The following is an 18,035-nucleotide window of genomic DNA, read 5'->3' as shown; positions in this document are numbered from 1 at the left end:
ATGCGAACCCTTGTAACTGACGATGCCGTGGTGAATGACCGGCACGCACGAACTCATCGATACCGCCGATTTGTGGCCGCCGTTCTGGCCGTCGGCGTGCTTTTCCCCGTCGGATGTCATCGTGGCGGAAGCCTGCCCAGCGAGTCCTCGCAGACCTATGCTGATTTTGTCTCCAGCTTCTACGTTGGGCTGGCTGCTTTGCAGGTAGGGGACGATGTGCGCGCCGATAGCAGTCTCGGGCAGGCCACCAAACTGGTTCCTGGGGAGCCTGCTGCGTGGGCCAATTGGGGCATACTGGCGCTGCGCCAGAGGAGTTTTGATGCCGCAGCGCAGAGGCTTGACCGCGCACGCACGCTCGCCCCAAAAGATGATCGCATCTATTATCTCCTCGGCCTGCTGGATAGCAATCGCGGCGATTCGGCCAAGGCGATTGCAGATTTGCGTACGGCCATCAAGCTGAACCCTGCGAATCTGCGTGCAACCTATCAACTGGCCTCCGAAGTGGAGAGGCAGGGTGACCCGACGAGCGAGCAGGATTTTGAAGGCCTGATCAAGCAGATACTCGTTGCCGATCCCAACAATCTCGCCGCGCTGGTTGATCTGAGTCGCATCTCCGCGAAGCGCGGCGATGCCGTTACTCTGCACATGGCTATCGATAAAATGGCCGCGCAATCAGCTTCATGGCCGGCAGACGTGCGACAGCAACTGGTTGCCTTGCAAGCCGCCGCCTCTGGCCCTGATCCAAGGGCTGCAGCGACACGCTCAATCTTTTTGAGAAACGTGTTGATGCAGGTTCCGGAGTTCCGCCAGAGCTTGTCTGCGATCAAGCCACAGCCGGGTGAAGAGGCCGAACCATTCGCACACTTTCTGCGGCTTCCATCGCCGACGTTTAAGCCTGCCGTTCCGGACGAGGGAATGACATTTGTCGCTCAACCGCTGACGAAGATCCCACAGGGTGATTGGAGTTGGATTGGAGCGGTCTCTCTGGATGGCACCGGCACTCCCGCAGTTGCGGTAGCTAACGCTCATGAGGTACGTCTTTCAACGGGTGCGTCCTTTGTATTTCCCGGAGGCAAGGCTGAGGTGAAGCCTGGTCCCGAAGGAGTTTTGCCTGTCGATTTCAACTATGACTTCAAGACCGATCTTGTCTTGGCAGGTGCGGGTGGCCTGCGCTTTATGCGGCAGGATAATCCGCAGGCCTTCACAGATGTTACCCCCCAGACGAAGCTGCCTCGCTCGATAACGGAGGGAAATTTCACCGGCGCGTGGGCTGTAGACATTGAAGCCGATGGAGATCTTGACATTGTTGTGGGTGCGACGTCTGGATTGCCGCTGGTACTTCGCAACAATGGTGATGGGACATTTCTTGCAATACATCCCTTTGTCGGCATCTCGGGCGTTCGACAATTTGTATGGGCTGACCTCAATGGCGACGGCAACCCCGATGCCGCGTTGTTGGATGGAACAGGGCAACTGCATGTCTTCCTCAACGAGCGTCTGGGCAAGTTCCGCGAAGTACCGGTACCGAGCGGATTTTCGGCTGTAAGTGCGATTGCGGTTGCCGATGTGAATCGTGAGGGCGCACTGGGCCTGATCGCGGTCCGCAAGAGCGGCACGATTGCCAGTCTTGCCCTGGAGAACGATAGCCATGGCTGGGCGACTTCTGAGTTTGCATCTATCCCGGATGCAGCCAACTACCTTGCTGGAGATGTTCGGCTGCGTGTTGCCGATCTGGACAATAATGGCGCCTTCGATCTTTTGCTTGCGCCGGTCGCATCCGCGCACAGCCCTTTGATCTGGCTGCAAGTAGCAGATGGAAAATTTCAGCTCATGAGCAAGCCGCCTGCGGCAGCGCTGGTCTTCGGTGCTGCTGACCTGAGAGGAAATGGAAGGCTGGACCTGCTCGAGCTTTCGCCGGACGGGCATGCCGTTGAGGCGGTCAATCAAGGAACGAAGCAATATCATTGGCAGACGATTCGGCCTCGTGCGCATCAGGCTACGGGTGACCAGCGCATCAACTCGTTCGGCATTGGTGGCGAGATCGAGATTCGATCCGGACTGATGGTTCAGAGGCAGGAGATTGCTGGCCCCGAGCTTCACTTCGGATTGGGTGAACAGAAAGGTGTCGATGTCGCTCGAATCGTTTGGCCTAACGGTTCGGTACGCGCCGAGTTCGCTCTCAAGGCCGATCAGGAGTTTGTCGCCGAGCAACGGTTGAAGGGCTCCTGCCCGTTCCTCTTCGCCTACAACGGCAAGGACATGGAGTTTGTGAAGGACTCCGTACCATGGGGCTCGGCGATTGGGCTTCGCATTAATTCACTGGGATCGGCACGCATCGAGGCAACGCAGGAGTGGTACAAGATCGGCGGCAATGAATTGGTGTCGAAAGATGGCTTCTACGATCTGCGCGTCACCGGCGAGCTTTGGGAGACGTACTACTACGACTATCTGGCATTGATGACAGTAGATCATCCGGTGGGAACGGAGATCTTTACCGATGAGCGCTTTGCCGTGCCGCCGGTGAAGCTAGCGGTGACGGCGGTCGCAACGCCTCAGCCAATCGCTAGCGCAATTGACGACAATGGAGAGGATGTCACGGCGATACTGCGGTCACTCGACGGAAAGTATCTCGACAACTTTGGCCGAGGGCAGTATCAGGGCGTAACTCGTGATCATTATGTAGAGATTGATCTTGGAGAGGGTGCCCCGAAGACAGGCCCTCTCTGGTTAATTGCCAAGGGTTGGCTGCATCCAGCCGACTCATCGCTGAACGTAGCTATGAGCCAGGGCCAGCATGAGCATCCCAAGCCTCTCAGTCTTGAAGTACCCAATGGTCACGGCGGCTGGAAGGTGGCACGGCCAAACCTCGGATTTCCAGCAGGCCGCAAGAAGATTTGCCTGATCGATCTGACCAATGTCTTCGTTCCCGGAACGCCTCGACGCGTCCGACTAAGAACGAATCTCGAAGTCTATTGGGATTCCGTCGAATGGGCCAAGGGATTGCCGGATACACCACTGAAGATCGAACGCCTGACACCTAGCACCGCAGACTTGCACTATCGCGGCTACTCCACCATTCATCAGGCAAACGCGTCTTCGCCAGAGATTCCTGACTACAACCATCTGATGTCGACGACACAGATATGGCGTGATCTTGCGGGCTACTACACTCGTTACGGAGATGTGCGTCCTTTGCTGTCTGGCATCGACGATCGCTACGTCATCATGAACGCGGGCGATGAAATGTCATTGCGCTTTGCCGCACCGGCAGCGCCGCCTGCGGGGTGGGTGCGCGACTATGTGATTGCGGGCGATGGCTGGATCAAGGATGGCGACTATAACTCCACAAATTCGCAGGCCGTGTTGCCTTATCCGTATCACGCTAGAAGGCAATACGATACGCCCCCCGGAAAGCTGGAGGACGATTGGGAATATAAACACCACAAGGAGGATTGGCAGATTTATCAGACGCGCTATGTAACTCCGGGGATTTTTGAAGAAGCCTTGAGAAGTGGAGCAGGGAAATGAAACGAGTTCCTATTGCGCGGATTCTAGTCAGTATTTTCTTTGTGGCATTGCTGCTGACGCCTGCGGTTCTCAGAAGACTGTCCGGAAGGCAAGCCTCTGCCCGGATGAAGTTTGATACGAAATCTGCGCTGGCGAACCACGGGTTTTATCTCACGGAGGTCTCGCATGCGGCTGGCATCGATTTTGTTCATCAGGGACCTAAACTCGATTCAAAACTTGCGTCCATTATGCCCGAGGTCGCGTCCATGGGTGCCTCCGTCTCCATCGTCGATTTCGATCGCGATGGCTGGCCCGATATCTATGTGACGAACAGTGCGGAAGGCAGCAAGAATCATCTGTACCGGAACATGCATGACGGCACCTTCAAAGACGTCGCGGAACAGATGGGCATTGCCGATGTCAACCAGGTTGGTACAGGCGTTTCCATGGGAGCGGTCTGGGGCGACTACGACAACGATGGCTATGAAGATCTCTATCTGATTAAGTGGGGCCGTCCTGAGCTGTTTCATAACGACCAGGGTCACGGCTTCACCCGCGTAAGCGAAAAGGCAGGTTTGCCGCCATGGATCAACGCGAATACTGCTGTCTGGTTCGACTATGACGGAGACGGTTTACTCGACCTGTTTGTTGGTGGTTACTATCCGGAAGATGTCGACCTATGGCATTTGAAGTCGACCAGGATGATGCCGAATAGCTTTGAGTACGCCAACAATGGTGGACGAAAGTATCTCTTTCATAACCTCGGAAATGGGAAGTTCGAAGAAATCAGCGCAAAGGTAGGAATCAATAGTCGCCGTTGGGCTTTAGCGGCAGCCGCTGCCGATTTGCGTGGAACCGGCCATCCCGATCTTTTTGTCGCGAATGACTATGGAGTGTCAGAGCTTTATCTCAACGACGGCAAGCGTTTTCACGAGGCTGGCGAGCAGACGGGAGTAGGCTTTGCGCCGAAGAGTGGCATGAATGTAGCCTTTGGCGACATCTTCAACCAGGGAAGATACGCCGTGTACGTCTCCAACATCTCAGAGGACGGTGTTCTAATTCAGGGAAATAATCTCTGGGTGCCCAAAGAAGGTACGAGCGGAAATGGCACCCAGTTTGAAAACCTTGCCCGCGATATAGGTGTTGAACTTGGTGGATGGAGTTTCGGAGCACAGTTCGGAGATTTGAATAACGATGGAACGCTCGATCTCTACCTTACCAATGGCTACGTGTCGCTCGACCGCAAAAAAAGTTATTGGTATGACTTCACAAAGATCTCCGGCGGAAACTCGACGATTATTGGAGACGCCAAAAATTGGCCTGCGATGGATGGAAGGAGTTTGTCCGGTTACCAGCAGAAGCATGTTTGGCTCAATGATGGTGCGGGGAAATTTGTCGATGTAGCACAGGCAGTCGGGGTAACGGACACCTACGATGGGCGATCTATCGCGCTTGCCGATCTATGGAATCGCGGCGTACTGGATGTTGTTGTCGCAAATCAACGAGGGCCGCTGCTTGTCTACAAGAACACCGTAGCGCCGGGAGAAGATTGGGTTGAATTTCAATTAGAAGGGACAAAGAGCAATCGCAGCGCGATCGGCGCGCAGGTTACTTTGTCATGGAACGGCCAGGAACAGATTCAGGAGGTTTCGGGAGGTAGTGGCTTTGCCGCGCAAAATGATCGGCGTCTGCACTTTGGATTAGGCAAGAATGCGCGCATCGAGAAAGCAGTTATTCGCTGGCCCTCCGGGAGAGTACAAACTCTTCGTAACCTTGTATCTGACAAACTGTATAAGATCGAGGAATCGGAATGAGCCAGCTAGCGATTACGACTCCGGTGCCTCCGGGTAGCGGTGCTAAGTGGAAACAAATACTTAGCTTCGATAACCGGTTCATGCCTCCGCTGTTTATTACGCTCATTCTTCTTGTGGGCAACGTCTCGTTTGGCATCCTTGAAAGCTACCAGAAGACTCTGCTGGCAATAGGCACTAGTATTTTGGCCGAGTTGATCCTTGGCCGGATCTTCCTGCATAAGTGGCCTCATCTTGCGAGTGCCTACATTACCGGTATTAGCGTTGGAATCCTACTTCGCTCACCATTCTTCTGGCCATATGCACTTTGTAGTCTGCTGGCGATTACTTCTAAGTACGTGTTGCGCGTTAAGGGGCGGCACATATGGAATCCATCTAACTTTGCTATTTCAGCACTGGTATTTCTAGCTGCTGAGTCGGTTGCCACTCTAAGTATTCAATGGGGCAATAATTTTGGAGCCATGCTAGTGATCTGGCTCCTGGGATCGGTTATTATCTGGCGCCTTCGTCGGTTTCATATCTGTGCCACCTACGTCATTTCGTTTATTGCACTAGCCTTTCTCCGTACCTGGATCACGGGAGATCCACTGTTGTCTGAGATATCTCCGATCACCGGGCCTGAGTACCAGCTTTTCATCTTTTTCATGATTACCGACCCGAAGACTACAGTGCGCTCGAAGAAATGGCAGTGCATCGTTGCGTTTGCTGTGGCTGCCGTTGAGATGCTGCTACGCCTTGATCAGAGCGTCTATGCTCCGTTTTACGCACTCTTCATGGTAGGTCCGATTGCTCTGCTCATTGAGATGTGGTGCACCCACAGAACTATCCCCACTGCGGGCTTGGTAAAGGAAGCATCTTGATGAGATTACAATTTCGGCTTGCTTATGGTCCTTTGTTGCTTGCCCTTCTCCTGGTTTCAGGTTGCAAGCAACATCAGCCTGCTATTTCGTCGCAAAATATTACCCAATCAACGAACCGGCCCGCACCAGTTGAGCCAGTTCAAACGAAAGATGCCGAACCCTCTTCAGCGCGTCCCTCAGGACCTGTTCGATTTACTGACGTGACCGATCAGGCTGGGATTTATTTCCGGCATAATAGCGGAGCTTTTGGGAAGAAGTACCTTCCAGAGACGATGGGAAGTGGAGTTTGCGTTCTGGATTACGACAATGATGGCTGGCAGGACATCTTGTTTGTCAATTCCATGGACTGGCCAGGGCACACATCAACTAACTCCTTGCCTGCGCTCTACCACAATAATGGCAATGGAACATTTACCGATGTGACGCGCCATGTCGGACTTGCCGTGAAGATGTACGGGCTCGGCTGCGCTACCGCCGATTATGATAACGACGGGTTCGAGGACATCTACATTACGGCTCTCGATGGGAATCATCTCTTTCATAATCTGGGCAATGGGAAGTTTGCCGATGTGACGGCCAAGGCAGGCGTGAAAAATCCGGGCTTTGCCACAAGTGCGGTATGGTTTGACTACGATAATGATGGCAAGCTCGATCTCTTCGTCTTGCACTATGTGGACTGGTCTATTGCAACGGACCAATTCTGTTCGATTGATGGAAAGGATAAATCGTACTGCACTCCCGAAGCCTATAAGGGGCAAAGCGCAACGCTTTATCGCAACATGGGAAATGGCGTATTCGAAGATGTAACGAAAAAGGCTGGCCTGTATGATCCCACTGCGAAGTCGCTTGGGGTCGCGTTGCTGGACTACGACAATGATGGCTGGCTTGATCTATTCGTGACGAATGATACGCAGCCTAACAAGCTTTATCACAACAATCACAACGGAACCTTCACAGACACAGCGTTTTCAGCAGGAGTCGCCTTCAGTGATGCGGGCAAAGCGCGCGCGGGGATGGGAACAGACGCTGCTGATTATGATGAATCTGGGCGGCAGAGCCTTGTTATTGGAAATTTTACGAATGAGAGTATGTCGCTCTATCATAACGACGGTTCCGGACTATTTTCCGATAAGGCGACAGACTCCGATATCGCAACGGCATCTGCAAAATCATTAACGTTCAGCACTTTCTTCTTTGATTATGATTTGGATGGCTGGCCGGACATCTTTGCCCTCAATGGCCATGTGACCGACGATGTCAGCGTGACACAGCCCACACTACATTATGCTGAGTCACCGTTGCTCTTTAGAAATAAAGGCAAAGGGCGTTTTGAAAACGTCACCGACAAGGTTGGTTCTGCTTTGCGCCAGACAATTGTGGGGCGCGGTGCCGCATACCTTGACTATGACAAGGATGGGGATCTTGACCTGGTTGTTACCACAAGCAATGGTCCGGCAAAGCTTTTGCGAAATGACAATGGCAATCAGAATGACATGTTGCGGATCATAACAATTGGTACCCGATCAAATCGAGATGGTATCGGTGCGAAGGTTACAGTCAAAACAAGTAAAGGGATGCGTCTTTTTGAAATGGTTAAATCTGGGTCCAGTTATCTTTCGCAGAGCGAGATGCCATTGACATTTGGATTAGGCAAGCCAGATCCCGAGAAGACGGTCAACCTTGATATCGTCTGGCCTTCAGGGAAGAAAGAATCTATTTCAAACATCAAACCAAACCAATTTATAACTCTAAAAGAGGGAAGCGGAGTGGTTTCTGCAGAGCCGATAAAATTGACCCAACCACAGTCGGAGCTTGCACCGCACTAACGTGAAAATTTCCCATAGCTGCTATGGATAGAAGCCACAACTCCGAAGCAGATCCATGATTTCGTCATGCGTAGCCTCTACTTTATGCGCAGATCTGAGTAAGTCTTCAGCGTCGGCAGGGTACCAGTTATGTCGCTGGCGATTGCAGAGGCCAGCGACATCAATTGGCTCTACCGCACGTAAAATATCTTCAATCAAACGATCTGATTCCTGCTTTGTTTCTAAATGAAGCGAGCGTTCAAGTAGATTTCTGCAGTTGGGGCCAAAGCGCGGATAATCGTGAAGTAGAAATGATGGAGCTAGATGCGGCTTCTTGAGCCTTCGCGCTGTCTCTGAAAAAATGGCTGCTGCAAAGTAAAGCATGGATAGTGAGGCAAACACTGGAAAGTTATTCATATTGGCGTACAGGCCAGAGATCAATCTGGACGTTGCAAGGACTTCCTCTTTAGTCTTATTGCCATAATTTTTAAGGCTGGTGTAAAAACGCGGTGTGTCCCAATCATGTTTGAGTATGTTCCCCAATCTGCTAACGCCGAGTAGCGTAAGGGGGAAACCAGTTGAGAGTAGTGGATCGATAAATCCTGCTGCGGACGGAAGCAGTACCCATCTCTTCCCATGAATCGTCTCACTCAAAAAAGAAAGACGTTCTATATGAGTAAATGGGCGTTCCGCTTTTGCATTCGCAAACTGCTCTCGAAGCACAGGTATGGATTCGATCAATCGTTTCCAGGCTGGCTCCCTGTTTGCGAGCTGTAAACGAGAGAAGGCTTTATCGGTTGCAGCTACTCCAGCGCTGGTAACTCCGTTGTTAAATTGAAGGACCCATATCCAACCACCATCGAAGATATGATGCACTGCCGCATCGTCGATTGGATAGGGGGGGGAGTCAGAATTTGCATAAGATGGTGCATCGTCGAGTCGCTTTACATTAGAAAAATGGCTAAAGAGCGCTTGCGTAGAAGGATAGTTCGGTAAAGGACTTTCTAACAGATTCAATGCGCGATGAAGAAAGCCACGTGGTCCAGTAGCATCCACCACGAAGTTGGCGCGAAAGCTGAGGGTTTGCTCGTCCCTTATGCCGCCCAGTGTTACTGCGTTGTCCTCATCGACAAAACTATCCAGCTTTACCCGATCGAAATAGTCAACGCCAATATTTTGTGCTTCGTGGACTAGCATCTCATCGAAGTCCGAACGAAACCAATGCGTGTCTGCAATATGATCATGAGGACTAGCGGCTACGAGAAGCTGTCTTAGATGGTCCGGATCGGGAGCATCAGGATGTCCAGGATGGTGGTGATAGAAAGTAAATCCACGCTTCTTTCCGCAGCCAATCTTCGGATATTGTTCCTGCCAGGTGCCCCACTTAGAGAGCGGCCTAATTTGTGGAAGATCATAGCTCGCAGCAATATCTTCTAGTATCAAGTTCGATAGAGGAGTTGAGGACTCTCCAATGACGAAACGCGGGTGTGTGCCCTTCTCTAATAGAACGACTGAATGTCCTAATCTGCGGGCGATCATGGCAATGAGCGATCCTGCAAAGCCTGATCCCACGACTGCTATATCGTAGGTGCGGTTCAACTGTTCCCCTTGCAGTGTGTGCAATCGATCATATCCGACACTGATTGGCGAAGGTTCATCTGCCTCAGTCGCTCGATGCGCAATGGGTAGCATGAGCATTTGTCCGAAGCAGAATGTAAATCCCATAGATCAACAAAGACACGCCCGCGCCTGAGGTTCAAGCCATAACTTATCGCGGATTCCACTACATCTAGCTGCGGTGGAGAAAATTCGCCTAACTGCGTCAATGCTTCCATCGCGCCATTTCCAGCCCGAGTTGGGATCAGTGTTGCCGCAGTTGCCCCACAATCAAAAGCAAAGTCCAAAGAGCGTTCCGCCCAGTAGAGTGCCTCGTGCGCTTTCATGAAAGGAGGTTGGACGAGAATAAATACGCGAAGGTTTATTTCATTGGATCGTAAATACTGAGATGCCTCTGAAAACTGATTTAGGGTTATGCGCTTATTCAGTCGGGCCAGGATTTCCGGATGAGCTGTTTCAAGTCCCATAGCGACTTCCAGCCTGTTGGAAAGCAGATCACGAAACTTGAGACAAGTTTGGTTGATGAGCGATGGGTGGCTTTCTACAATTGTCCGGTCAAATACATTTGCGCGTGCTGCAATGGCCGGATAGTCTTCGATAGGAATAGCTCCAGGGTCGAAGAAGCTACCACTGTTGTAAAGCTTGATTTGGCGTGCGGGCGGCAATTGCGCCAAGGCATAGTCAATCTGTTGCGGGATAGCGCCTACCGGAAGTTTCTCCGTCAAAGTATTGCGCCAGAGGTCACACATCAGACATCGCCAGGGACATTCGCGGTTGGTTAGAAATATAGTGGCTACTGGCACCACTTCTTGTGCCGCGGAATATTCCTCTTCCACCAGGTATGCGTGAGGACGCCGGGGATCCAGATCTTCGCGCGCCGGGCGTCGAGCGAGAATCCATTTATCTCGCTCGACGCCGCTAGCTGGATAGGAGGACATCAACGGCACCTTCACAGATAGATCGACAGGAATTGTTTTCTATATTCGGCTTCACGAAATGGCAGTCTTCTGCGTAAAGCATCTTCAGGCAGCGCGCCGTGTTGGAATCGGCGTTTGGGAAATGCAGGCATCTGCAAGCCAGTGAGCGCCGCTACTCCTCGGGATACAATCTCCCCCTTCAGTTCATAGAGCTTTTCAACGCTGTAGTCTGTCAATTTAATGAAGGGAATTGCCTCTGCTACAGCGACGACATTCGGTCTGGTAAAAGGACTGAAGCCGTTGAACCCATAGTGATGAGCCGGAGCATAGGTGCGGGTATACGAGCGGCTTAACCCTCCGCTGTAAGTCAGCGAATGCTTGATCTTTCCTACTCCCCACCCTTCCTGGTAGAGCATTTGATTATTAATGACGCTGCGAATAGTAAGTTCGGGATTCTCTTCGATGGGGTAGTCTTTCAAATTCTCATCTCCGCCGTCCCCGTCAAGCAGATAACGCCACTCAGAATATCGCTCGCGGAGCGCCCTGCACAGCGCGAGAGACATGGTAGCCGACTCAATGTCGAGAGGCTTGTAATCTTCGACAATACGGATAGTCTCCTGAGCGTCAAGAGTGGAGGCGTCTACCTCGATTGGCTCGAGAAAGAGGCCAAGACCGACAGCGTCAAGGAAAGAGCGCGCCTGTTGCACGTCGGGGCCATTGCCCAGGTCAAGCACAAAAGCTTTCAACCGACTCAAATTCAGGCCGAGCTTTTTCATTACGTGATAAGTAGTAACGAAGACGCTACCGCTGTCGATCCCGCCAGAAAAACAAACGCCGATTGGCTCTTCCTTAGGAACGCGACTAAGCCACTGGGATATCTCTTCCGCCAGGGCCGCAATGTATTGTTTTCCGATTTGATCGAGATCAGGAGGAAGCGTACCAAGCTTTGGAGAGAAGAAGCGTGTATATACCGGATCCGGATCGGGACAACCTACCAGTTGTATCTCGACTACATGGTGGGCCGGCACCATTCTGGTATAGCTTGGGTGAAATTGCTCATGAAGTCCTTCACTTTTGAGCCAGTTGTAAATAGCATCGATGCGGGCGGCAACGATCAAAACTGGCCCCTCCTGGCGCTTTGCAAGGAAATATCGCATCGGCCGGTCGAGAGACCTGGCCATCTTCACGGTCTTTCCCAATCTTGCGAGCAAGGCAAAGGACCCGGCAATTTCGCGCATTGCATCGGCCGGGCTATCCAGCAGCAACTGTCTCGCTTCTTCGGTCGTCAGATTGTATATCTGGTTGGCTTCCGGTTCCGTCAGATCGACGACTCTTTCAATGTATTGATGCACAGGTATTCCTTGTTGGGACGTTTGTTTGAGTCCAGTTTACGCTCTTCGGGGAGAGCCGCAACGGCTGGCAAAGTTACTCTGCGATACGGTATGCCCGGTCTTCCAGCTCGGCCGTTGATTCCTGCATCAGGGCCGGCCCGGTGTTCTACAATGTGCGGTGACCATGTTCAACAAAATTATTCCATCCGGGCGCCACACTCTACGTGTTCTTTCCAGGCGTACGTGTATCGCGGGCCTTGTGTTATTTGGCCTGTGTGCCTTTACATCGCAGTGTGGATGGGCTGAAGATCAGCCGAACAATTTGGTTGCTGCGGCACAACTAAACAATGTAGGTGTCGCCTTGATGGGGCAGCAATTCACTGAAAAAGCGCTGCAAAAGTTTGATGAGGCGCACAAAACCGATCCAGCCTCAGCGATTCCGATGCTCAATCAGGGCATTGCCTTGCTCTACCTAAGGAAGCTGCCCGAGGCAGAAGCAGTATTGAAGCAGGCAACCGTCGTCGACCCCAGGAACGTGCGCGTCTGGTACAGCCTTGGACTCACGCATCTGGCGGAGAGCAAGTCTGAACTTGCCGTGGAGGATTTCAAGCAGGCGATCAAACTTAATCCCGCTGAAGCAGATAGCCACTACTACTTAGGCTCGCTCTATCGCAGTTTGAAAGATTACGATCATGCCATCCAGGAGTTTGAAGAAGCTCTCCGTCTGAATCCCCTGCACGCCTCGGCCCAGTTTGGATTGGCCAGCGCGCTACAGCGTTCAGGGAAGATTGCCGAAGCGCGAGAACATCTAAAGCGCTTTCAGGTCATCACGCAAACCAAAGTCGGCACACCGCTCGCAGTTACCTATAGCGAGCAGGGCGATTACGCCACGGTACAGAACATGCGGGTTGCCGAACAGCCTGTCGGTCCCATGATTCCCGTGAGCTTCGTCGAGGCTGCCAGAGCCAGCACTTCATCTTCCGCCCCCGCATCAGGCAATCAGCAGGGCGGCGGTGCCTGCATCCTTGATGTCGAAGGCACAAATCAAAAAGATCTGGTCGTCATGGGCGACGGAGACTCTGCCATTCGTGTCTACAAAAATCTGAATGGTGCACTGGAAGAGATTCCAGCGCAGGTAACGGGACTTATTGCCAACGGCCACGCAATAGCCTGTGCTGTAGGCGATTACGACAACGACGGGCATCCCGATCTGGCCGTAGCACTGAGCGATCGAATCATCCTCTTCCACAATTTAGGGAACGGCAAGTTCGCAGATACCACAAAGGCAGTAGGTATCCAGCAACTGAATCACCCGGCAGGTTTGACGTTTGTCGATTTCGATCATGATGGAGATGTAGACCTTTTAATTACAGGTTCTCCCCTCAGTTCGGGCTCAGGGCCAAATGTCCTTTGGCGCAATAATGGGAACTCCACGTTTACCGAGTGGACTGCACCTGTAGGACTAACGGGGGAAAGACATACCACGGGCGTTACGATTTCCGACCTGAACAATGATCGTGCGATTGACCTGATTATCACCGGCGATGGCAGTTCGCCAACGATCTTTGAAAATAAACGCGAAGGCCCTTTCAAGGTAGTGCCACTTTATAAAGACAGCGGCATTGCTCCTACACGCGGCGTCTCCGTCTTCGACTTCAACAAAGATGGATGGATGGATGTAGCGCTCACTCATGCAGGCGCTCCCGGTGTCAGCCTGTGGCGCAACGTGGACGGCAAAAGCTTTGAACGTGTGCCGTTGCCTCTTGCAGACGCCAAAGGGGCATGGGGACTCACTCCGATCGATATCGACAATGATGGATGGATCGACCTGGCTGCAATCGTAGAGACGGCCAGGGGGGCCGAACTGCGGGTCTGGCGCAATCGCGGCTCGCAGGGCTTTGAAGATGTAAGCCACGCGGTCGGTGCGGATCATCTCAAGCTGCACAATCCACGCTCCGTCATTGCTGCTGATATCGACGGCGATGGCGCGGCCGATCTAATCGTTACACAACTCGATGCGCCGCCAATTGTGCTGCGCAACGTAGGTGGAAACCGCAATCACTCCTTGCGGCTGACGCTTGCAGGCCTTGCCGATAACAAGACGGCAATTGGAACCAAGGTCGAAATCTTCTCCAATGGAAGATCGCAAAAATTTGAAGTCGCCGGCGCCGCTGGCTATCTAAGCCAGGGTGCGACCGAGATCATCGCCGGTCTCGGACAAGCGAGCCAGGCTGATGTTGTCCGCCTGTTGTGGCCCACTGGCGTTCCACAGGATGAGCTGGACGTTACGGCCAGCAAAGCTGTGACGCTTACCGAACTTGACCGGCGCGGAAGCTCTTGCCCGGTGCTCTTCGCGTGGGACGGCAGCAAGTACCAGTTCGTCTCCGACGTCATCGGCGCTGGAGTCATCGGCCATTGGGTCTCTCCCACTTCGACCAATACCGCCGATGCTGACGAATGGATCAAGGTCGATGGCGCACAGCTCAAAAAACGTGACGGCCTCTTCAGTCTTCGCTTTGGCGAACCGATGGAAGAGATCAACTTCATCGATCAACTGCGCCTCGTCGCTATCGACCATCCTGAAGGAACGGATGTCTATCCCGATGAGCGCTTCCTCGACGAGCGTCCCTTCGCCTCTGGTAAGACAGTCGTAGCGTCGCCAGCGACGCGCTTACCTGTTGCAGCATGGGACGACCAAGGCTACGATGTTCTGCCTCTACTCGCGAAGCGCGACCACAACTACGTTCGTGGCTTCACGAACCTGAGCTACGCGGGCTACGCGAACATGCATACGCTCACGCTCGACGTGGGCGCGTGGACGCCGCAGAATCCACTTCGCCTCTTCATGAGCGGCTACATCGAATATTTCAGTGCCAGCTCGATGTATGCCGCGTGGCAAGCGGGCTTGAAGCCCATCTCGCCGTTCGTCGAGGCGCAGATGCCGGATGGAAGCTGGAAGCGCATCGTAGAGGATATGGGCTTTCCGGCAGGACTTCCCAGAACCATCGTCGTAGACCTCACTGGAAAGCTTCCGGCAGGCGCACGCCGCATTCGCATCACCACCAACCTACAGATTTATTGGGATCAGATACAGGTCGATAATGACCCCGATGAAGCGAGAAGTGCGAGACAGATGGAGCTGCCTTTGTCGACAGCGCATCTTGAATTCCGAGGCTATCCGCAGCAGGTCGAGGGCAAGACTCCCGGCGATCTGACCTATCGCTACGACCACATCAGCGCGACCGGTCCTTTCCAGTGGCAGCGCGGAAGCTACACGAAGTATGGCAGTGTAACTCCGCTGCTCAACAAGGTGGACAACCAGTACGTCATCTTCGGCAGCGGCGAAGAGATTGATGCTGAGTTCAGTGCTGCTCCGCTGCCTCCGCTGCCTGCGCATTGGAAGCGCGACTACTTCTTCTATGCAAACGGCTTCGTCAAGGATATGGACTTCTATGAGGCGTTGCCGTTTACCGTGGCGCAGATGCCGTTCCATCAGATGACGTCTTATCCGTATCCGGCGAATGAGCATTACCCGGAGAATCCCAGCTCGCTGAAATATCACCTGGACTGGAACGACCGCTTTGAGTCGGGCAAGCGCACCCAGCTCTACCAGTTCAACTACGTGCCTACGACATCGCAGCCAATCGTTGCTCAACCGTGACTCAACCCAGAGGGGAGGCGGTATTCGCGCTTGCGGCCGCTCTCTCCAAACGTCTCAGGTATTCTGATCTTTCAAGTGCATTAAGGAGCACGCACCTCTTATGGCAAAGTTGACTATCGTATTCGGCATTCTGCTTATCATCGTTGGCGTCACCGGGTTCGTCTATACCGGCAGCACATATCCGACCGCACTTATCCCTGCGGGCGCCGGAATCCTCTTCATCCTCTTTGGCTCACTCGCCAGCAGCGACGACGCAAAAAAGCGCATGTTGTGGATGCACGTCTCGGTTACGGTAGCCCTGCTTCTGTTCCTCAGCCTTATCAAGTCCGATATCGACGTCATCCGTCTCAGCCGTGGCGTCTCCTTTCCTTATCCCGCTGCGGTGATCGAAAAGTCGGCGACCTCGCTTCTCAGCTTGCTTTATGTGTTGTTCTGCGTGCGGTCCTTTATTGCGGCGCGGCGTCAAAGAAGCTTGAATCCCGGGGCGTAGGCTTCCCATCTAACAGGCGTAGACTTTAGCTAGTTCCGGCAAGGTCTGCGCCTGTTTTTGGTCCAGGTCTCTGCTCATTTCTTTATGGCTTCTTTCGGTCCATCCAAATACGGCGGCGGTATGAAGGCCGTTGACCGGCCATCCCGAGGTACGGGCCGCGCTGTCGCGGCTGACCTTAGCGCTGCACGACCCAAGCCATCGCTCAAAAAAGTGATGCCCGAGGTCTGGCAGCTCATCAAGCCACGCCGCATTCTGCTCGGCGGCAGCTTCCTGTTGATGGTCATCAATCGCTCCAGCGGCCTTATCCTGCCTGCTTCGACGAAGTACCTCATTGACAACGTGATGGGCAAGCATCCCATCAGATCGCCCTTCCTTGCCCGCTTCGTCGAGAGTCACCACCTCAGCCTTCTGCCCCTGATCGTCAGCATCGTTGTCCTCGCCACCATCCTTCAGGGCATTACTTCCTATGCGCTCACGCAGCTTCTGTCGAAAGAAGGGCAGCGGTTGATTGCAGAACTGCGCATGAAGGTGCAGGCGCATATCGGGCGGCTCCCCGTCGCCTTCTACGACGAAAACCGGACGGGAACACTGGTTGCCCGCATCATGAGCGACGTGGAAGGTGTGCGTAATCTCATCGGCACTGGCGTAGTCGATTTCGTCGGCGGCGTGCTCACCGCGATCTTTGCGTTCTGCTTCCTTATCTTCCTCAGCGTCCAGATGACGCTGGTCACCTTCGTCATCCTGCTGGTTTTCGGGCTCATCCTGCAACGTGCGTTCAAAGTCATCCGACCCATCTTCCGTGAGCGCGCCAAGATCAACTCCGAGGTCACCGGACGCCTCACCGAATCGCTGGGCGGCGTTCGCGTCGTCAAGGGCTATCACGCCGAAGACAGCGAGGCCAGCGTCTTTGCCGCAGGAGCAAACCGGCTGCTGCAAAACGTCATCTCCTCGCTCACGGCGCAATCGCTTATGTCGCTTGCTTCGACTGCCGTGCTTGGCGTCGTTGGCGCGCTGGTGATGTATCTTGGCGCTCATCAGGTGGTTGCTGGACACCTGACGACCGGCGGATACGTGACCTACGTCATGTTTCTCGCATTCATGATTGCGCCTATCGTCCAGCTCGTCTCGATTGGGACACAGCTTACGGAGGCTGTTGCAGGACTCGACCGCACCAACGAGATCCTCGGCGAAAGCCAGGAAGACTCCGAGCCTTCGCGGACGCACAGCCTGCCTGTCATCAAAGGCGACATCGCTTTTCGTAATGTCACCTTTGCCTACGAGGAGGGCAAGCCGGTCTTGCACGGCATCAGCTTCGAGTCCAGGCCGGGAACCGTTACTGCCTTGGTCGGATCGTCAGGCTCAGGCAAGTCGACGATCATCTCACTGATCTGCGGCTTCCATAATGTGACGACCGGCGAGATCCTGGTCGATGGCATCGACCTCTCCACCATTCGCCTCAGCAGCTATCGTGAACAGCTTGGCGTTGTGCTGCAGGAGACGTTTCTCTTCGACGGCACCATTCGCGAGAACATTCTTTTCAGCCGCCCCAATGCGACCGAGAAGCAGTTGATGGAAGCGTGCCGCATCGCTCGTGTCGATGAGTTTGCCGAGCGGTTTCCAGAGCAGTACGACACCATCGTCGGCGAACGCGGCGTGAAGCTGTCTGGCGGCCAGCGCCAGCGGCTTTCGATTGCTCGCGCCATCCTTGCCGATCCTCGCATCCTGATTCTCGATGAGGCGACTAGTTCGCTCGACTCGGAGTCGGAGGCGATGATTCAGAACGGCCTCAACTTCCTGATGCAGGGCCGGACGACCTTCGTGATCGCTCACCGGCTTTCGACGATTCGCCGTGCCGACCAAATTTTGGTCGTCGAGCAGGGGCTGATCGTTGAACGCGGCACTCATGAGGAGCTTTATCAGATGGGTGGCCGCTACTACGACCTCTACACCCGCCAGCACGGGCTTGAGACCAACCTATTCCTCGCGCCGGGTGAGGGCGATACTGTGGATGATCCTGTAACCAGTAAAGTCTAGGT

General features: G+C 53.7%; 10 protein-coding genes. 7 read left to right on the top strand and 3 right to left on the bottom strand.

The genetic code is table 11. From position 1 onward, the window contains the following. Genes GSQ81_RS01425 through GSQ81_RS01410 form a run of 4 tightly spaced genes read left to right on the top strand, consistent with a single transcriptional unit; the run spans position 1 to position 8,004 of the window. Positions 1 to 3,528 carry a CRTAC1 family protein gene (locus tag GSQ81_RS01425; RefSeq protein ID WP_158908964.1) on the top strand — a complete coding sequence of 1,176 codons (3,528 nt, stop codon included), beginning with the start codon at positions 1 to 3 and terminating at the stop codon, positions 3,526 to 3,528. Further along, on the top strand, positions 3,525 to 5,321 hold the full coding sequence (locus GSQ81_RS01420) for a CRTAC1 family protein (RefSeq protein WP_158908963.1): 1,797 nt from the start codon (positions 3,525 to 3,527) through the stop codon (positions 5,319 to 5,321). Before GSQ81_RS01425 ends, GSQ81_RS01420 begins: the two co-directional genes overlap by 4 nt. Continuing rightward, entirely contained in the window at positions 5,318 to 6,178 is an 861-nt protein-coding gene (locus GSQ81_RS01415) for a hypothetical protein (protein WP_158908962.1), read from the top strand. Before GSQ81_RS01420 ends, GSQ81_RS01415 begins: the two co-directional genes overlap by 4 nt. After that, complete coding sequence (locus GSQ81_RS01410; protein WP_158908961.1) at positions 6,178 to 8,004, top strand: CRTAC1 family protein; 1,827 nt, start codon at positions 6,178 to 6,180, stop codon at positions 8,002 to 8,004. The genes GSQ81_RS01415 and GSQ81_RS01410 overlap by 1 nt, the downstream gene beginning before the upstream one ends. A 21-nt stretch (positions 8,005 to 8,025) precedes the next feature. Here the strand turns inward: GSQ81_RS01410 and GSQ81_RS01405 are convergent, their stop codons facing one another. The 3 genes from GSQ81_RS01405 to GSQ81_RS01395 are packed head-to-tail and all read right to left on the bottom strand — an operon-like array spanning position 8,026 to position 11,869. Then, positions 8,026 to 9,606 (bottom strand): NAD(P)/FAD-dependent oxidoreductase, encoded by a 1,581-nt coding sequence (locus GSQ81_RS01405; protein ID WP_158908960.1) that lies wholly within the window; start codon positions 9,604 to 9,606, stop codon positions 8,026 to 8,028. After that, complete coding sequence (locus tag GSQ81_RS01400) at positions 9,579 to 10,538, bottom strand: radical SAM protein (RefSeq protein WP_158908959.1); 960 nt, start codon at positions 10,536 to 10,538, stop codon at positions 9,579 to 9,581. The genes GSQ81_RS01405 and GSQ81_RS01400 overlap by 28 nt, the downstream gene beginning before the upstream one ends. A gap of 11 nt (positions 10,539 to 10,549) precedes the next feature. Next, a complete protein-coding gene (locus tag GSQ81_RS01395) occupies positions 10,550 to 11,869 on the bottom strand; it encodes an asparagine synthase-related protein (RefSeq protein ID WP_216846351.1) in 1,320 nt (439 codons plus the stop codon). Positions 11,870 to 12,212: 343 nt separating this feature from the next. On the opposite strand from GSQ81_RS01395, the gene GSQ81_RS01390 reads away from it, so the two are divergent. The 3 genes from GSQ81_RS01390 (at position 12,213) to GSQ81_RS01380 (ending at position 18,033) form a co-directional block, all read left to right on the top strand. Beyond that, on the top strand, positions 12,213 to 15,509 hold the full coding sequence (locus GSQ81_RS01390; protein WP_158908958.1) for an FG-GAP-like repeat-containing protein: 3,297 nt from the start codon (positions 12,213 to 12,215) through the stop codon (positions 15,507 to 15,509). A gap of 100 nt (positions 15,510 to 15,609) precedes the next feature. Then, entirely contained in the window at positions 15,610 to 15,999 is a 390-nt protein-coding gene (locus GSQ81_RS01385) for a hypothetical protein (RefSeq protein WP_158908957.1), read from the top strand. Positions 16,000 to 16,119: 120 nt separating this feature from the next. Continuing rightward, positions 16,120 to 18,033 carry an ABC transporter ATP-binding protein gene (locus GSQ81_RS01380; RefSeq protein ID WP_254059927.1) on the top strand — a complete coding sequence of 638 codons (1,914 nt, stop codon included), beginning with the start codon at positions 16,120 to 16,122 and terminating at the stop codon, positions 18,031 to 18,033. Positions 18,034 to 18,035: the final 2 nt, after the last annotated feature.

Source organism: Granulicella sp. L56, from assembly GCF_009765835.1.
Taxonomy (GTDB): Bacteria; Acidobacteriota; Terriglobia; order Terriglobales; family Acidobacteriaceae; genus Edaphobacter.
The sequence above is the reverse complement of the archived record's forward strand: the minus strand, read 5'-3'. Positions and strand labels throughout refer to the sequence as shown.